The following is a 17509-nucleotide window of genomic DNA, read 5'->3' on the forward strand; positions in this document are numbered from 1 at the left end:
GTCAGTCGGCGCGCCGGCCCAGTGCGTCGAGCTCCCGCAGCCCCGGCGTCCGCTGGATCACCGACGTGAAGCTGACCTTCTCGCTGGCGGCGGTGAGACCGGCGAGCACGGCCAGCAGTCCGGCACGGCCGAGCGGGCCGGTACGCGCGGCGAGCGCGACACCGAGCAACGCGCCGAGCGCGTTGGCGCCGCTGTCGCCGAGCATCACGTCCTCGGCGAGGTCGTCGCGGAGCAGGCCGGCGGCGGCACCTGCCGCGCCCGAGGCGATGCCGCCGTGCGGGCCACCGGTCAGTGGCGCGGCGAGCAGCAGCCCGGACTTGAGAGCCCGTCCTGGCCGCAGGTCGAGCAGGTTGAGCAGGTTGGCCGTGCCGGCGATCACACCGGCGCCGAGCAGCACGTCGACGCCCCTGCCGAACACACCGTGGCGCTGCCGGCGCGGATGCGCGGCGACCCGGGGGTCGGCGGCGAGCAACGCGGCGGCCCCAAGGCCTGCGGCGCCCACCCCGACGACCTTGACCATGCCTGCGGTGACCCGCCCCTCGCGCAGCGCGGCGAGGTGGCCGGCGAAGCCCTTTGCGGCCTTCTGCTCCGGCCGCGAACCCACCACGTCGTCGTAGAGCCCGACGCCACCCGCGCCGAGACCGGCGACCAGGGCGGCGCCGCCGGAGGCGGCGCTTGTGGCACCGAACGCGCCCACTGCGGACGCACCTGCCGCGAGCGCCGGCCCGGCGGCCAGGGTCACCGTCCGGCCCCGGAAGTTGGTGCGCTCCAGCGCGGGCCCGACCGGCGCGGTGCGCACCTCCCGCAGCGCGTACCGGGCGGCGGCGGCACCGGCACCGGCGATCAGCAGCCGGCCCAACGCCTTCACGCCACCACCCCGCTGCGCTCGGCAGCGGCGTCGGCCACCGCAGTACTCCGCCTCGGGTTCACGCGCTGCGCTCGGTCACGCACCACCTCGACGGTTACGGACATGCGGGTACGTCGTTCGCTCACTGGGGCAGTCTAGGCAACAGGCCGGAGGTGGCGTTGTCGCCGACGCCGTACTGGCCGGCCTTCTTCTCGGTGAGCTGCTCCGCCAGGGCGAGGCTGCTCACGAACTGGCCCTGCACCGTGTTGGCGTTGTCGACCGTGGAGATGGTCTGCGACAGCACCGGGTCGCCGCGCACCACTGCCACGACGTTGCCACCGGCGGAGCCGTTTCCGCTGACCACTATCGACCCGGTCCGGTCGAACTGCTCGGCGATCTTGACCACCGACTCGTCCCGCCGGTCGGAGTCCTTGTCGACGTACGGCTGGCCGCTGACCACGACGACGCCCTCCGCCGGACCGGTGACCTTGTTGTTGTCGGTGGTCAGGTAGCCGGCGTTGTTGTACGCGGCGAGCACCGCCCGCCGGTCGGCGTCGCTGACCGGCGTGGTGCCCTGCGGCCGGTCCAGCAGGACGCTGGCCAGCAGCGCGCTGGAGGTCTCCACGCCGTGCCCGTTGCCGGGCAGCCCGGTGGTCTGCGCGGTCGGACGGGCGGCGGTGACTGCCAACTCCAGCAGGTTGGAGTTGTTGTCCGGGTTGATGAACTTGTCCTGGAGGTCGACGCGGCCGGTGATGGTGGCGCCGGCCTGCTGGAGCTTCTTGAGCACGGCCTCGGTGTGGTCGCGGCCGTTGGGCAGGCTGAGCACCACGACCCGGCGACCGGTGAGGGTGCCCGGCAGGACGACCTGGGACACCTGCTCGGCGAACTCCTCTTCCAGCGCGAGCTGCTTCTCCATGCTGTTGACCTGCTGACGCCACTGCTGGTTGTCCTTGCGCAGCCCGGTGACCTGCGCCTCAAGTGAGTCGGCGACCGGGCCGTTGAGGGCGGCTGTGCCGACCACCAGGCCGATCGCCAGAGCCAGGAACACCGCGGTGAGGGACACCACGTGGTAGCGGAAGTTGATCACGCTTGCAGCCTCTTGATCGGTCGGGAACTAGAAGAGCCGGTACAGCTGGAACACGAAATTGTCCCACCACTCGGCGACCACGCCCAGGTACGCCTTACCGACTGTAGAGACGGCCACCGCCGAGGCCATCGCCGCGATCGCCGAGAGCACCAGCAGCAACAGCGAGGAGCCGGAGATGCTCTGCCGGTAGAGCCGGCTCACACCCTTGGCGTCGACAAGCTTGCCGCCGACCTTCAACCGGGTCAGGAACGTGGAGGCCATTCCGCCGCGACCCTTGTCGAGGAATTCGACGAGGGTGGCGTGGGTGCCGACGGCGACAAGCAGCGAGGCGCCCTTCTCGTCGGCCAGCAGCATGGCCAGGTCCTCGCTGGTCGCCGCGGCCGGGAAGGTGATCGCCGGCACACCGAGGCCGTTGACTCGGGGCAGGCCGGGCGCCCGCCCGTCCGGGTAGGCGTGCACGATCACCTCGGCGCCGCAGCGCAGCACGTCGTCGGTGACCGAATCCATGTCCCCGATGATCATGTCGGGCGTGTACCCGGCCTCGACGAGCGCGTCGGCCCCGCCGTCCACGCCGATCAACACCGGCTTGAACTCCCTGATGTACGGGCGCAGCACGTCCAGGTCGGCCTTGTAGTCGTAGCCGCGCACCACGATCAGGCAGTGCCGACCCTGCATCTGGGTCTCGATGTCCGGTACGCCCACGCCGTCGAGCAGCAGGTCGCGTTCCTGGCGCAGGTAGTCCATCGTGTTGGCGGCGAACGCCTCCAACTGCACCGACAGGCCCTCCCGGGCGTCGGACATCGCCTTGGCGACCGACTCGGCGTCCTGCAGGGTGCCGTGCGCGACCGGCTCGTCACCGGCGTACACCGTGTTGCCCTCGATGCGGACCTGGTCGCCCTCGCGGATCTGCTCGAAGACGCCCTCCCCCAGGTCGTCCAGGAGTGGGATGCCGGCGGCGACCAACACCTCCGGCCCGAGGTTGGGATAGCGGCCGGAGACCGACGGCTTGGCGTTGAGCACCGCGCCGACACCGACAGCTACCAACGAATCGGCCGCGACCCGGTCCAGGTCGACGTGGTCGATGATCGCGATGTCACCCGGACGCAGCCGGCCGACCAGGCGCTTTGTCCGGCGGTCGAGGCGCGCGGTGCCGAGGACTCGGCCCGGCTCCGTGTTTCGGTTCCGGCGCAACGTGGGTAGACGCATCGTGACCATCCTGGCATGTGAGGCAGGCTTTTCTGTCGCGACATGCCTGAGCAGGGCCGCCTACCCAGGGAAGCACACACCGGCGCAAGCCGGTGTGCTTGCGCTCACAATACGCGGCGTCACAACCGCCTTTCCTTCGCCGCCACTGCGAGAAGCTCTTCCGCGTGGGCGATACCCAGATCCGAGTCGGGCAAACCGGCGAGCATCCGGGCCAGCTCCCGGGCGCGTTCGGTGTCCTCCACGACCCGGACGCCGCTTGTCGTCACCGCGCCGCCGGTGTCCTTCGCCACCACCAGATGCCGATCGGCGAATGCCGCCACCTGCGGCAGGTGGGTGACGACAAGCACCTGGTGGGTACGGGCCAGCCGTGCCAGCCGGCGGCCGATCTCCACCGCGGCCTGACCGCCCACCCCGGCGTCGACCTCGTCGAAGACCAACGTGGGCGGGCCGCCCGAACCGGCGAACACCACCTCGATGGCGAGCATCACCCGGGACAGCTCACCGCCCGACGCGCCCCGCTGCAACGGCAACGACGGCGCGCCCGGGTGGGCCAGCAACCGCAGCTCCACCTCGTCGCCGCCGTCCGGGGCGACACCCACCTCGACACCGTTGACGGTGAGCGTCGGCTCGGCGCGGCCCGCCGGCCGGGGCAGCACCGCCACCTCGATCCGGGCGTGCGGCATGGCAAGCCCCGCCAGCTCGACGGTGACCTGATCGGCGAAGCGGACCGCCGCCTCCTGCCGGGACACCGACACCCGCGACGCCAGGTCGGCGACCTCGACGGCCAACCGCTGCCCCTCCGCGTCCAACTCGTCGAGCAGATCGTCGGACGTGTCCAGATCGGACAGCCGCGTACGCGCCCGCTCGGCCCAGGCGATCACCCCGTCGACGTCGTCGGCGTACTTGCGGGTCAACGCCCGCAACGCGGCCCGCCGCTCGTAGAGGTGCTGCAACCGGGCCGGGTCCGCGTCGAGCGTCGCCAGGTACGTCGACAGCTCCGCCGAGACGTCGGTGACGAGCGTGGCCGCCTCCTCCAGCCGGGCCGCCAGCTCACCGAGCGCCGGATCGGTGCCGGCCTGCGCCTCAAGGGTGCGCCGGGCGGTGCCCAGCAGCGCCGCCGCGTCCGGTGTCTCGTCGGCCGCGTCCACGCCACCGGCCACGCACATCTGGGCCACCTGCGCGGCCGTCCGCAGGCCCTCGGCGTGCTCCAGCCGCTGCGCCTCGGTCTTCAGCTCGTCGTCCTCACCGGGCTGCGGATCGACCCGGGTGATCTCGTCGAGGCCGAGCCGCAACAGGTCGGCCTCCTGGTTGCGCTCGCGGGCGTTGCGCCGCCGGTCGGCAAGGTCGTCGACCACACGCCGCCACCCGGTGTACGCCTCGCGCAGCGCGTCGAGCAGCTTCTCGTGCGCCGGGCCGGCGAACCGGTCCAGTGCGGCCCGCTGCTCGGCCGGGCGCAGCAGCCGCAGCTGGTCGGACTGGCCGTGCACGGCCACCGCCTGCTCGCCGACCTCGCCCAGCATCGACACCGGCATGCTCCGGCCACCGACGTGGGCGCGCGAGCGGCCCTCCACCGTCACCGTGCGGCTCAACAGCAGCGACCCGTCCTCGTCGGGCTCGCCACCGGCGTCGGTGATCCGCGCGTGCACGGCGTCGGCGGCCCGGCCCCGCAGGCGCAGCCGCCCCTCCACCACGGCCCGACCCGGCTGGGCACGGACCCGCCCGGCGTCGGCCCGGCCGCCGAAGAGCAGGCCGAGGCCGGTCACCACCATGGTCTTGCCCGCACCGGTCTCGCCGGTGATGACGTTCATCCCGCCGGTCAACGGCAGCGTGGTGTCCTCGATGACGCCGAGTCCGGTGATCCGCAGCTCTTCCAGCACAGCACCCGACAGTAGACGCGTGGGCCGACAGTGACCAGCCGCCGAGCCAGCCGCAACCCCGCCGACGGGCCGTGGCACGGCCCGTACGCAGGCGACGTACAGTCTTGCCCCGTGTTGGACGTGATTGGCCTGACCTCGGCCGAGGAGGAGCTGTACCGCTGCCTGCTCCAGCTCACCACGGCCCGCGTCGACGAGCTGGCCGGTCGGCTGCGACGGCCCCGGGCGGAGGTGATCGAGCAGGTCGAGGCGCTGCGGGCCAAGGGTCTCGTGCAGCCCACCGACAGCGATCCGGACGCCCCGTTGCGCCCCACCGCCCCGGACGTCGCCCTCGGCGCGACGCTGCTGCGCCGGCAGGAGGACCTGGAGGCCGCCCGGCTGCGGGTCACCCAACTGGCCGAGGAGTACCGCGCGGGGCTGCGCCGCCACCACGTCGACCACCTGGTCGAGGTGATCAGCGGCACCCGTGTGCTGCGGGACCGGCTGCGTGATCTGCAGAACTCGGCGCGTACCGAGGTGCTCTGGTTCTGCCGGGCGAACCCTCTGGCCATGGCCGGCCCGGAGAACGTCGAGGAGTTCGACGCGCTGGCCCGTGGGGTCGGCTACCGGGCCATCTACGAGCGGGATCTGCTGTTGGAGCCGGGTGCGCTTGCCGACCTGGCAAAGGGGGTCGCCGCTGGCGAGCAGGCCCGGGTCCTGGACCGTCTGCCGGTCCGGCTGGCCATCGTGGACGGCCGTACCGCGATCTGCCCGCTGGTGCCCGACCGTGACGGCGGCGAGCCGAGCGCCGCGGTGATCGGCCGCAGTCAACTGCTCGACGCGTTGCTCGCCCTCTTCGAGAGCCACTGGCGGGTGGCCACCCGGCTGCGGCTGGAAGACCCGCTCGGCGTTGCGGCCGCCGACGGCCGGCGGGCCGACGCCGACACCAGGCACACCGACAACAGGCACGCCGACGACCGGCACGCGGACAGCTACCAGCCGGACGCCGACGAGGCACGGCTGCTGTCGCTGTTCGTGGCCGGCGTACCGGACAAGTCCATCGCCTCCCAACTCGGGGTGAGCCGGCGGACGGTGCAGCGCAGGATCGCCGACCTGATGGCCGTCGCGGGCGTGGACACGCGACCCGGGTTGGCGTTCCAGGTCGCCCGGCGCGGCTGGCTCTGAACACGCACGAGGGCGGGACGGCACCTGGCCGCCCCGCCCCCGTCCCCGATCAGCGCAGCCCGTACGCCTGGAGCACCGTCTGGTCGACGGTGTTCCCGGCCCGGTCGGCGGCGTGCACCCGCAGCGACACCGTTCCGCGCCCGGCCGGCACCGTTGCCGTGTACCGGGTGCCCGACCCCTTGGTCGGTACGGTGCGCCAACTGGTGCCACCGTCGAAGGACACCTGCACCGTCACGCTGGTGCCGCTCGGCGCGGCAACACCGGCCGGCTGGCGCAGCGTCAGCCCCACCTGGTGCGGCTTGTTGCCGCGTACCGTGCCGAGCAGGTCGGCCGGCACCCCGTAGTCCACCTGCAACAGCGACAGCGGCTTGGCCGCGTCACCGGCCGGCCGGGCGGAGCTGAACTGCCAGGCCGTCTCGGTCCGGGTCGCGTAACGCCACGCGGCCGAGGACCGCTGGATGGTCATCTCCAGGCGGTAGCGGGCCGACCCGGCGGTGGTGGGCACCGACGCCCAGCCGTCGGAGAGGTCGGCGATCTGCCGCCCGTTCCGGCTGACCCGGACCTGGACCGTGTCCGACTCCTCGCTGTCGCCGCCCACGCTGAAGTGACCGGCCGCGTCGACGAACTCGGGCACCCGCAGGTCGAGGTTGTCGCCGGTGCGGGTGGGCACCTGCACCCCGCTGGCCGGTACGGCCGGGCGGACCACCGGCGTATGCCAGGTCTCGACCTTCCGGTCGTCGGCGGCGTACCGCCGGGGCTCCTGGGTCAGACCGCCGGTCAGCTGCCCCCACTGCATGAACATCGACTTGTGCAGCACCCGGTGCTGCCACCAGGTGTCCCCCGCGCTGACGAACTCCTGGCGGGTGGTGCCGTTGCGGACCAGGCGCTGGTCGTCGTTCCACGAGTACTCCTGCCAGGGACGCCAGCCGAACCGCTGCTCGGTGGCCCAGCCCGCGCCCATGTCGCCGTAGCTCGCTGTCACCTCGGCGGTGTTCTTCGCCGTCACCGTGTGCAGGATCCGCTCCGGCACCCGGTCCTTTGACACCTGCCACACGTCGTAGAGGTAGGGGCTGTCCACTGTCAACGTCAGGTCCAGCGTCGTCCGGCCCTTGCGGGCCGCCGCGATCAGCCGCTGCCCGTCGTCGTACGCCACCACCATCGACGGGATCGCGAGGCGGTCCCCGCCGGGTCGCCACACCGTCCACGCGCTGAAGTCCGCAGGCCGGACGATCAGCACCGCTGCGGCGCCGGCCCCCGCGGCCGCGGCGACCTGCTCCTCCTCGGAGCGGTCCGGATCGCTCGTCAGCAGTGCGGCGGCTCCCCGCACCCGGGTCAGCTCAGCCGGGCTGCCGGTGCCGGCCCAGACCAGCGGCAGCTTGCGCCGTCCCGTCGGCGCCGGCGAGGCGCCCATGAGGTTGATGTCCAACGGACCCGACACCCCGCTGATCTTCGCGTCCACCATGGGCGCGACGAGCTGCCAGCGCGAGGCGAACTCGAACTCGCCCTGACGTACCCGCCGGGTCGGGTTGACGTTCACCTGCTGCACCGCGCTGAAAGCCATCACACCGTGGTCGATCTGCCGGCCGTTGCCCAGCACCCGGTGCACGTAGTAGCTGAGCGTCGCCCGCTGCTCGCTGGGTTTCGGCGTCTCGATGCGTACCGGCGTGCCCTTGCGCGCGTCGAGCACCACCGTCAGGTCCCGGTCGACTGTCAACTCCGGCTCGATGACCTCCGTCAGCTGCTCGTCCAGTGGGGCGCCGTGCTCGACCATCGCGGTCAGCAGGTACGTGCCCTCCTCGACCCGCACGGTGCCCTCGCCCGGCCACCAACCCCAGTAGTCCGACTCGGGCTGCTCACCGAAGAGCGTCAACCCCGGCGACAGCGTCAACTGACCGTCCCGGCCCAGCACCTTCACTGTGACCTCGTGCAACGGACCGCTGACGGTGAGCCCGACCGGGGTACGCACGGCGACGCCGTTCGCGCCGGTCGCCACCAGCCAGCCACCGTGCGGCCCACGGGCCAGCTTCGCCGGGTCGGCGCGCAGCGGCACCGCCACACTGGCACCCGCCGGCACCGTCACCTCACCGGCGACGGAGACACCGTCGGTCTCGGCCACGCCGGTGTCAACGTTGCGCAGGTCCAACGCCAGCCGCAGGGTCTGCGCGGCCTTCGTGCCGTTCGTGTACGTCACGGTCCGCTCGACCGCCGCACCGCCGGTGCTGACCCGCCCGAAGTCGGCGGTGGCCGAGGCGTACACCTGCTGCTGGAGCGCCCGGGGCACGTCGACGCGACCGCCGCCCTGCTCGAAGACGGTGAGCGCCGGGTTGGCCTTCGTGGTGCTGACCAGAGCGTCCTTGAGCTTCGCGGCGGGCCAGTCCGGGTGTTCCTGGGCGAGGATCGCCGCCGCGCCGGACACGTGCGGCGTGGCCATCGAGGTACCCGACGCTGTCGTGTACGCGTCACCCACCGGCGTACCCATCGTGGTGCCGGCGGCCCGCGCGGCGACGATACCGACGCCCGGCGCGGTGATCTCGGGCTTGAGGCCGTTGTCGCCCAGGCGTGGGCCACGGCTGGAAAACGTCGCCAGGTTGTCGTTCCGGTCGACAGCGCCCACTGTGAGTGCTGCGGTGGCCGCGCCCGGCGAGCCGACGGTACGCGCCTCGCCCGCGTTGCCGGCGGCGACCACGAAGAGCGCACCCGTCTCGGCGGTCAGGTCGTTCACCGCGAGGCTCATCGGGTCGGTGCCGTCGGTGGGGTCTCCGCCGAGGCTCATGCTGACGACCGTCGCGCCGGAGCGGGCTGCCCACTCCATGCCCTCGATGATGGCCGAGGAGCTGCCGGAGCCGCCGTCGTCGAGCACCTTGCCGACCAGCAGGCGGGCGCCGGGCGCCACGCCCTTGCGCAGCCCGTCGGACGCCGCTCCGCTGCCGGCGATGGTGGCCGCCACGTGGGTGCCGTGACCGTGGCCGTCGCGGGCGCTGCCGCTGCCGGAGAAGTCCCGCGCCTCGACGATCCGATCGGCCAGGTCGGGGTGGGTGTTGTCGACGCCGGTGTCGAGCACAGCGACCTTCACGCCGGCGCCGTCCCGGCCCGCCGCCCAGGCCGCCGGTGCGCCGATCTGCGGCACGCTGTACTCCAGCGCGGGACGGACCCGCCCGTCCAGCCAGACGCGGGCGACACCACCGCCCAGTCGCGGTGCGGCGGCGGTAGTGGTCCGGGCCGCCGGGGTGCCGACGAGGGAGGTCCACAGGCCGCCGAGGTCACCCTTGCCCACCCGCAGCGCCGCGCCGTTGATGCTCTCCAACGGTCGGGCGCCGGTGGCACCGGCGAGCGGCCGGACCCGGCCGGCGGCCGGCTCCTGATAGCGCACGATCAGCGGCAGGGAGCGCTGCGCGGCGTCGCCGTACCCGTCGGCGGCCAACTCCTGCACGTCGAAGAGGTTCGCGTCGAGGACCCCGCTGGAGACGTACGGCAGGACGTCGCTGGGCAGCACCCGCAGCCCGCCGTCGACCTCCAGGGTCTGGAAGATGATCCGCTCGCGCCCGGGGCCGGGGCGGACGGTGGCGGCGACCCGACCCGGGGCCGCGGACGCCAGCTCCACCTGGTCACCGGTGATGAGGGTGATGAGGACGGGCTCGGCGCCCGGGGCGGTCGCGCCCAGGCTCGGGCCGGTGGGCGGGGCGGGCGGCTCGGCGGAAGCCGGTGCGGCGAGGCCGACCACCAGCGCGCCGACCACGCCGACGGTGAGCCAGCGAGGGGACCAGTGCATGCGATGCGCTCCTTCACTCCGGTAGGCCCGCCATCCGTAGATGAGGACCGATCGGAGTCTGCGGCGCGCCGCAGCACCAGGTCACTAGCCTTAGACCGCCGCAGCGGCGACATGGCGCCAGGTGGACACCCGCCGTACACCGAGGGTGTGCCCCACGGTCACTGGCGGCTGCCACGCCACCCGTGCACGGGCAGCCCGAACTTGGCGACCAGCCGGTCGGTGAACGGTCGCGGCTGCAACCGCACGATGCGCACCGGCAGGGCGCCCCGCCGCACCGTCACCCGCGCGCCGGGCGGCAGGTCGTAGACCCGCCTGCCGTCGCAGCAGAGCACGGCGAGAGTGGTGAACGGGTCGACGGTGATCACGAAGGTGGACGTGGGTGCGGTGACAAGCGGGCGGCTGAACAACGCGTGCGCGCTGATCGGCACCAGCAGCAGCGCCTCCACCTCCGGCCAGACCACCGGCCCACCGCCGGAGAACGCGTACGCCGTGGAGCCGGTAGGGGTCGCGCAGACCACACCGTCGCAGCCGTAGCGCGACAGCGGCCGCCCGTCCACGTCGACGAGCAGTTCGAGCATCTGCGCGCGCTCGCCCTTTTCGACGCTTATCTCGTTGAGCGCCCAGGACTCGATGGTCGGGCCACCGTCGAACTCTGCTGTCACGTCAAGGGTGAGCCGCTCGTTCACCGTGTAGTTGCGCTCGACGACGTCCCGGACCGCGGTGTCCAGGTCGTTGATCTCCGCCTCGGCCAGGAAGCCGACCTTGCCGAGGTTGATGCCCAGCAGCGGCACCTTCGCCGGACGGGCCAGTTCTGCGGCGCGCAGGAAGGTGCCGTCCCCGCCGAGCGCGAAGACGATCTCGGCGCCCTCGGCGGCCTCCGGCCCGACGACCGGAAGGACACCGGGCAGGTCGAGGTCGTCGGCTTCCTCGGCGACCACCCGTACCTCGAAACCGGCGGCGATCAGGTCGGCCGCCACCGACCGGGCGTGCTCGGTGCTGCGGCGGCGGCCGGTGTGGGTCACCAGCAGCGCGGTCCGGCTCATCGGCCCGACCACCTGTCCACGACCGGGCTGCCTGCCGCCATCGTCGTCCCGCCACGGCGCCGCGTCCCGCGCACCGTGGCGGGACGCTCGCTCCACTCGTTCACCCTGGGACCTCCTCCGCCGCCAAGCCCGGCTCGTCGCCGGCGGCCGGGCCATCCGGCCCGGCCGCCACCACGGCCCGCACCCGCTGCGGGTCGGCCGATGGCGCGCCTCGGCGCAACCATACGAAGAACTCCACATTGCCGCTCGGCCCGGGCAGCGGGCTGGCCGCCACGTCCGCCAGGCCGAGACCGAGCCGCGCCGCCGCCGCGGCCACGTCGAGCACCGCCTCGGCGCGCAACGCCGGGTCGCGGACCACACCGCCGGCGCCGACCCGGTCCTTGCCGACCTCGAACTGCGGCTTCACCATCAACGCCAGGTCGCCGTCGTCGCGGGTGCAGCCGGCCAACGCCGGCAAGACCAACCGCAGCGAGATGAACGACAGGTCGGCCACCGTGAGATCGACGGGCCCGCCGATCGCGGCCGGTTCGAGGGTACGAACATTTGTGCGTTCGAACACCCGGACCCGCTCGTCGGTCCGCAGCGACCAGGCGAGCTGCCCGTAGCCGACGTCGACCGCCACCACCTCGGCGGCGTCAGCGCGCAGCAGCACGTCGGTGAAGCCACCTGTCGACGCGCCGGCGTCCAGGCAGCGCCGGCCGGCGACGCGCAGCCCACCGGGGCCGAACGCCGCCAACGCGCCGGCGAGCTTGTGGCCGCCCCGGGAGACGTACTCCTCGGCCGGGTCCGCTCCGGTGACCAGCAGCGGATCGGCGGGGTCGACCATCGCGGCGGCCTTGCGCGCCCGCACCCCGCGCAGCTGGACACGGCCGGCCTCCACCAACGCGGCGGCCTGCTCGCGTGAGCGGGCCAGACCGCGGCGGACGAGTTCGGCGTCCAGCCGGTTGCGACGTGCCATTGGTGGTTCTCCGGTCCGTGGGGCTTGGTGGTCCGCTCAGGTCTGGTCGATGGTGGCGAGGGTTTCCCGGAGCGTCTCGTAGGCCGCCTCGTACTGCGCGATCTGGTCGGCCGGGGCGAGCGTCGCCGCGTTGGCCATGGCACGCACGGCGGCGTCGACCGCCGGGTGCCGCGCCGCGTCGCCCTCGACCTCACCCAAGTCCGGCGGCGGGGCGGGACGGTTGTTCACCGGCGGCCCGGGGCGGGCCACGGACGGCGGTCCCGGCCGCGCGGCGGCGGGCGGGCCGGGCCGGGCTGCGGGCTGCCCCGGGCGGATGCCGGACGGCGGGCCGGGGCGCGCGCCGTCACTCACGAGTCAGCCTCCGGGCGCCGCTTGCGGGCTGTCGCCTTCTTGGCGGGCATGACCGCCGGAGTCGGAGTGTCGTCGGTGGTGCTGATGGTCGCCGGTGGCTTCTTCATGACGGCCTTCTTGGCGACCGCCTTCTTGGCCACGGCTTTCTTCGCGACCGCCTTCTTGGCCACCGGCGCGGAGACCGGCGCGCCGGCTGGGCCATCCGACGGCACCAGACCCTCGTCGGGCGACGCGACGCGTGTCGGGTCAGGCTGCGGCGTCGGGCGGGCGGGCGACTCGGTGGCCGGTCCCGCAGGCGACTCGGTGGCCGGTCCCGCGGCGGGCGTCGTGGTCTGCTCGGTGGCTCGCGCCTCGCGCAGTTGCCGTTCCAGGTCACGCACCCGGCGGGTCAGCTCGGCAACCTCGTCGGCGGTGGCCAGACCGACAGCGCCGAGGGCCCTGTCGACCTCGAAGCGGACCAGCTTGGTCAGCGCCTCCCGGTTGGCCGCGCCGGTGGTGACAAGTTCCTCGCCGAGTGCCTGCAGTTGGGCGGCGGTCGCGCCGCCGGAGCCGACGAGGCGGCGCACCGCGTCCTGGGCTTTCTTCCGGGGCGCCTCCGCCAGGCCCATGGCCAGTTCAAGGTAGGCGCGCCACGCGTCCTGCATGCCTGAGTCCTTCCATCGGGCGGGGTGTGCAGGTGTCACGCTACCGGGCGCCCCGGACGCTCCCGTGCGGTACGGTGCCGAGGACGGCATGGCGATCGACGAGGGGGAGATGTGGCCAGCGTTGACGAGTGCCGGCAGGCATTGCAGGACCTGGCCGCGCGCCTCGATCGCAACGCCGAGACGGTGCGCGACAAGGTCGACCTGGAGCGGACGCTGGCCTGCCGCATCACCGACCTGGACACGGCGTTCCACGGGCGCATCAGCGGCGGCCGGCTTGTCGAGCTGGCCGACGGCGACGACCCCAAAGCCAAGATCGCGCTGAGCACGTCCAGCGACGACCTGCTCGCCCTGGTCCGCGGCGACCTGGACGTCACCAAGGCGGTGACCTCCCGCCGGGTGTCGATCAAGGCCAACCCGTTCGATCTCATGAAGCTGCGCAAGCTGCTCTGACGGGCGTCCTCGTCAGCCGCCGGTGGGCAACCCGAAACTCTCCAGCACGTTGGCCGCGTCCGGCCCCACCGGGCGGATCTCCGGCAGCGCCGGCGCTGACCACGCCGCAGCGCAGAGGGCGGCCAGCGCGTCCAACGACAGGCCCGAACCGGCCAGCTCCAACGTCCCGTCGCGGTCCGTCACAGACCAGCCGCCGGCGTCCGCCGCGCCCGGGACCCGCACTGCGGCAGCCGGGTCGAAGAGCCCCGCCAGGTCCCTCGCGACATACGTCGGACGCCGCCGCGGCTCAGCGGCGAGCAACTCGGGTACGCCGCTGACACCCGTGAGTACGAGCAGGCTGTCCAGCCCCGCCCGACGGGCGCCCTCGATGTCGGTGTCCAACCGGTCCCCCACGACCAGGGTCCGCCCGCCGTCACTGCGCCGGGCGGCGGTCTCGAACAGCGCCGACTCCGGCTTACCGACCACCAGGTCGGGGTCCCGCTCCAACGCGGTCCGCAGCACTGCCACCAGGGAACCGTTGCCCGGCAGCGGTCCCCGCGCGCTGGGCAGCGTCCGGTCGGTGTTCGTGGCGACCCAGATGGCGCCCTGCCGCACCGCTACCGACGCCTCGGCCAGCTCGGTCCAGCCGACCTGCGGGCCATAGCCCTGCACCACCGCCGCGGGCTTCTCGTCGGCGAGGGTGACCGGGGTCAGGCCGACCGCACGCAGCTCGGCACGCAGCGCCTCCGCGCCGACCACCAGCACCGGCGCGCCGGCGGGCAGCCGGTCACGCAACAGCTCGGCAGCGGCCGCAGCGGAAGTGAGCACCTCCTCCGGCCGAGCCGGCACACCCATCCCGGTCAGCAGGTCGGCGACGTCACTGGACCGACGCGACGCGTTGTTGGTGGCGTACGCCACCGAACGCCCCTCCGCGTGCAGGCGGGCCACCGCGTCGACCGCGCCGGGGATCGGCCGGTCGATCAGGTAGATCACCCCGTCCAGGTCAAAGACGACAAGGGTGTACCCGTCGACCAGCCGCTCCCCGGCGTCCGTACTCACCGCTGCGTCGACTCCGACTCGTCGCCCCGCGCCGGGACGGTCGCGTCGTTCACCGCGTCGGCGTCGCTGGCTGCCGGAGTCCGATCGACGGCAGCAGGCTCAGCCTGGCCCCGCTCGTCCGAACGGCCGTCTTCATCGTCGTCGTCATCGTCGTCGTCATCGTCATCGTCATCGTCGTCGTCGTCGTCGTCGTCGTCATCATCGGCGTCGTCGTCATCATCGGCGTCGTCGTCGTCATCGGCGTCGTCGTCATCGGCGTCGGCCAGCTCGGTGTCGGGCTGGGCCGGCACGGCGCCCGGGGCGCCTGGACCGGCGGCGATCTCCTCGACCGCCTCGTCCTCGTCGTCGCCCTCGATGACCACGCCGTCGAGTTCCAACAGCCGCTCCGCGGCATCGGTCTCGCCCTCGGTGTCCACGTCGGCGGCCCGGGAGAACCACTCGCGGGCCTCCTCGCGCCGGCCCACCGCGAGCAGCGCGTCGGCGTACGCGTAGCGCAGCCGCGCCGTCCACGGCACCGTCGCCTCACTGGTGAGGTCCGGGACCTGGAGCATCGCGACCGCGGCGTCCTTCTGCCCGAGGTCACCCCGGGCGCCCGCGGCGACGATCAGCAGCTCGATCGCGACGGCCTGGTCGAGCTTCTCCTGGTCGGCGCCACGGAACAGGTCAATAGCCCGCTCCGGGCGGCCCAGAGCGCGCTCACAGTCCGCGAGCACAGCCACGTGGCTCTGCAATCCACTCATCCGGTGGTACGTACGCAGCTCGGCGATTGCCGTCTGCCACTCCCCCGCGTGGTACGCGGCCAGGCCGACCGCCTCGCGGACGGCGGAGATGCGGGACGCGAGCCGTCGGGCGGCCAGCGCGTGCGCCAACGCCTCGGCCGGATCCTCGTCGATCAACTGTCCAGTGGCGACCAGGTGTCGGGCCACCGTCTCGGCGACCGGCTTGTTCAGCGAGAGCAGCTCAGCACGGACGTCCTTGTCGAGGTCCGTGGCGACGATGTCGTCCGGCAACGCCGGGGCCGAACTGCGCCCGCCCTCGGCCGACTCGGAGCCCGTGCCACGGTCGTCCCGCCGGAAGTCGCCCTCACGACGCGGCCGCTCATCAGCGCGGAAGCCGCCGTCGCGGTCCCCACCGCGGTAGCCGCCTTCACGACGGTCACCGCCACGGTTACCACCCTCGCGGTCGCCACCACGGAAGCCACCCTCACGCGGCGGACCGGAGCGACCACGGTCGCCGCCACCCTGGTAGCCACCCTCGCGACGGTCACCGCCACGGAAGCCACCCTCGCGGGGAGCACCCGAGCGCGATCCATCACGGTCGCCGCCACGGAAGCCACCGTCGCGGTCGCCACCACGGAAACCACCCTCACGCGGCGGACCGGAACGACCACGATCGCCGCCACCCTGGTAGCCACCCTCGCGACGGTCACCGCCACGGAAGCCACCCTCGCGGTCACCACCACGGAAGCCGCCCTCACGCGGCGCACGGGAGCCGTCGCGGTCGCCACTCCGGAAGCCACCCTCACGGGGCGGACCGGAACGACCACGATCGCCGCCACCCTGGTAGCCACCCTCGCGACGGTCGCCACCACGGAAGCCACCGTCGCGCGGCGCACCCGAACGCGACCCATCACGGTCGCCACCACGGAAACCACCCTCGCGACGGTCTCCGCCGCGGAAGCCGCCGTCGCGGTCGCCACCACGGAAACCACCCTCACGCGGCGCACCAGGCCGGGAGCCACCTTGGTAGCCGCCCTCACGCGGCGCACCAGATCGGGAGCCACCTTGGTAGCCGCCCTCACGCGGCGCACCAGATCGGGAGCCACCCTGGTAGCCGCCCTCACGCGGCGCACCAGATCGGGAGCCACCCTGGTAGCCGCCCTCACGCGGCGCACCAGATCGGGAGCCACCCTGGTAGCCGCCTTCACGACGGTCACCGCCGCGGAAGCCACCGTCGCGGTCGCCACCACGGAAACCACCCTCACGCGGCGCACCCGAACGCGACCCATCACGGTCGCCACCACGGAAGCCGCCTTCGCGACGGTCGCCGCCACGGAAACCACTGTCACGGTCACCGCCGCGGAAACCGCCCTCGCGGTCACCACCACGGAAACCGCCCTCACGGGGCGGGCCGGAACGACCACGGTCGCCGCCACCCTGGTAACCACCCTCACGGGGAGCACCCGAACGCGAACCATCACGGTCACCGCCACGGAAACCACCCTCGCGACGATCACCACCGCGGAAACCACCGTCGCGGTCGCCTCCACGGGAACCGCCCTCGCGGTCACCGCCACGGAAGCCACCCTCGCGCGCCGGGCCGGAACGACCACGGTCTCCGCCACCCTGGTAGCCACCCTCGCGACGGTCACCACCACGGAAGCCACCCTCACGCGGCGCACCCGAGCGCGAACCGTCACGATCGCCGCCACGGAAGCCACCTTCACGACGGTCACCGCCGCGGAAACCACCGTCACGGTCGCCACCACGGAAGCCACCCTCGCGCGGCGAGCCGGAACGACCACGGTCCCCGCCACCCTGGTAGCCACCCTCGCGACGGTCACCACTACGGAAGCCACCCTCACGAGGCGCACCCGAGCGCGAACCGTCACGATCGCCGCCACGGAAACCACCCTCGCGGCGGTCACCACCGCGGAAACCACCCTCGCGGTCACCACCACGGAACCCACCCTCACGCGGGGCTCCGGATCGCGAGCCGTCCCGGTCACCACCACGGGAACCGCCGTCGCGACCGCCGGCGTATCCGCCTCGGGTGCCGCCTGCGCTGTCTCGGTCTCCCCGGTACGGGGGCCGGTCGTCGCGCCGCGCACCGCGGTCGCGTTCGCCGGAGCCGTCTTCGTTACGACGGGGACGGTCTCCGCCCTGCGGTCCTGAACTCACAGGTACATCCTTCCTGATTGCGCCACCAATGGCGCCACGCAGTCGAGGGCCGACCCGGATTGGGGCGGCCCTCGACTGGAAGATTGTCCGGCGGTGTCCTACTCTCCCACACCCTCACGAGTGCAGTACCATCGGCGCTGGAGGGCTTAGCTTCCGGGTTCGGAATGTAACCGGGCGT

The 17509-nt window shown here is 73.1% G+C and carries 15 protein-coding genes and 1 rRNA gene; 2 read left to right on the forward strand and 14 right to left on the reverse strand.

Annotated features, from left to right (window positions below):
* Nucleotide 1: 1 nt before the first annotated feature.
* The 5 genes from ADK66_RS19100 to recN all read right to left on the reverse strand — a co-directional run bounded on the left by ADK66_RS19100 (nt 2) and on the right by recN (nt 5017).
* A complete protein-coding gene (locus ADK66_RS19100; protein ID WP_053657221.1) occupies nt 2–868 on the reverse strand; it encodes a hypothetical protein in 867 nt (288 codons plus the stop codon).
* Entirely contained in the window at nt 865–993 is a 129-nt protein-coding gene (locus ADK66_RS32580) for a hypothetical protein (RefSeq protein ID WP_255353044.1), read from the reverse strand. Before ADK66_RS32580 ends, ADK66_RS19100 begins: the two co-directional genes overlap by 4 nt.
* On the reverse strand, nt 990–1934 hold the full coding sequence (locus tag ADK66_RS19105; RefSeq protein ID WP_053657223.1) for a copper transporter: 945 nt from the start codon (nt 1932–1934) through the stop codon (nt 990–992). Before ADK66_RS19105 ends, ADK66_RS32580 begins: the two co-directional genes overlap by 4 nt.
* Before the next feature lie 27 nt (nt 1935–1961).
* The gene (gene steA / locus ADK66_RS19110) at nt 1962–3140 is read right to left on the reverse strand and encodes a putative cytokinetic ring protein SteA (protein WP_053657239.1); all 1179 of its coding nucleotides are present in this window, start codon (nt 3138–3140) and stop codon (nt 1962–1964) included.
* Between the two features lie 119 nt (nt 3141–3259).
* Nucleotides 3260–5017: a DNA repair protein RecN gene (gene recN, locus ADK66_RS19115; RefSeq protein ID WP_053657224.1), complete on the reverse strand. Its 1758-nt coding sequence runs from the start codon at nt 5015–5017 to the stop codon at nt 3260–3262.
* A 111-nt stretch (nt 5018–5128) separates the two neighbouring features.
* Here recN and ADK66_RS19120 point away from each other — a divergent pair, with 111 nt between their 5' ends.
* Complete coding sequence (locus ADK66_RS19120; RefSeq protein ID WP_053657226.1) at nt 5129–6178, forward strand: helix-turn-helix domain-containing protein; 1050 nt, start codon at nt 5129–5131, stop codon at nt 6176–6178.
* Between the two features lie 49 nt (nt 6179–6227).
* Here ADK66_RS19120 and ADK66_RS19125 read toward each other — a convergent pair whose 3' ends face one another.
* The 5 genes from ADK66_RS19125 to ADK66_RS19145 form a co-directional block, all read right to left on the reverse strand.
* Nucleotides 6228–9947: a S8 family serine peptidase gene (locus ADK66_RS19125; RefSeq protein ID WP_053657228.1), complete on the reverse strand. Its 3720-nt coding sequence runs from the start codon at nt 9945–9947 to the stop codon at nt 6228–6230.
* Nucleotides 9948–10105: 158 nt separating this feature from the next.
* Nucleotides 10106–10990 carry an NAD kinase gene (locus ADK66_RS19130; RefSeq protein ID WP_053657240.1) on the reverse strand — a complete coding sequence of 295 codons (885 nt, stop codon included), beginning with the start codon at nt 10988–10990 and terminating at the stop codon, nt 10106–10108.
* 100 nt (nt 10991–11090) lie between these two features.
* Nucleotides 11091–11948 carry a TlyA family RNA methyltransferase gene (locus ADK66_RS19135; protein WP_053657229.1) on the reverse strand — a complete coding sequence of 286 codons (858 nt, stop codon included), beginning with the start codon at nt 11946–11948 and terminating at the stop codon, nt 11091–11093.
* Between the two features lie 36 nt (nt 11949–11984).
* The gene (locus ADK66_RS19140) at nt 11985–12299 is read right to left on the reverse strand and encodes a hypothetical protein (RefSeq protein ID WP_231640097.1); all 315 of its coding nucleotides are present in this window, start codon (nt 12297–12299) and stop codon (nt 11985–11987) included.
* Entirely contained in the window at nt 12296–12943 is a 648-nt protein-coding gene (locus tag ADK66_RS19145) for a phasin family protein (RefSeq protein WP_053657230.1), read from the reverse strand. The genes ADK66_RS19140 and ADK66_RS19145 overlap by 4 nt, the downstream gene beginning before the upstream one ends.
* A gap of 111 nt (nt 12944–13054) precedes the next feature.
* Between ADK66_RS19145 and ADK66_RS19150 the strand changes: the two genes are divergently transcribed.
* Nucleotides 13055–13393 carry an SCP2 sterol-binding domain-containing protein gene (locus ADK66_RS19150; protein ID WP_053657232.1) on the forward strand — a complete coding sequence of 113 codons (339 nt, stop codon included), beginning with the start codon at nt 13055–13057 and terminating at the stop codon, nt 13391–13393.
* A gap of 12 nt (nt 13394–13405) precedes the next feature.
* Here the strand turns inward: ADK66_RS19150 and ADK66_RS19155 are convergent, their stop codons facing one another.
* The 4 genes from ADK66_RS19155 to rrf all read right to left on the reverse strand — a co-directional run.
* Nucleotides 13406–14431 carry an HAD-IIA family hydrolase gene (locus tag ADK66_RS19155; protein WP_053657233.1) on the reverse strand — a complete coding sequence of 342 codons (1026 nt, stop codon included), beginning with the start codon at nt 14429–14431 and terminating at the stop codon, nt 13406–13408.
* Nucleotides 14428–15357, reverse strand: coding sequence for a Replicase polyprotein 1ab (locus ADK66_RS19160; protein WP_231640098.1), 930 nt, complete (start codon nt 15355–15357; stop codon nt 14428–14430). Before ADK66_RS19160 ends, ADK66_RS19155 begins: the two co-directional genes overlap by 4 nt.
* Nucleotides 15358–15377: 20 nt before the next feature.
* Nucleotides 15378–17111 carry a hypothetical protein gene (locus tag ADK66_RS31525; RefSeq protein ID WP_157552680.1) on the reverse strand — a complete coding sequence of 578 codons (1734 nt, stop codon included), beginning with the start codon at nt 17109–17111 and terminating at the stop codon, nt 15378–15380.
* Nucleotides 17112–17416: 305 nt separating this feature from the next.
* Nucleotides 17417–17509 (reverse strand): 5S ribosomal RNA (gene rrf, locus ADK66_RS19170); the annotation flags it as partial.

It is taken from the genome of Micromonospora sp. NRRL B-16802, from assembly GCF_001279555.1.
GTDB classification, from domain to species: domain Bacteria; phylum Actinomycetota; class Actinomycetes; order Mycobacteriales; family Micromonosporaceae; genus Micromonospora; species Micromonospora profundi.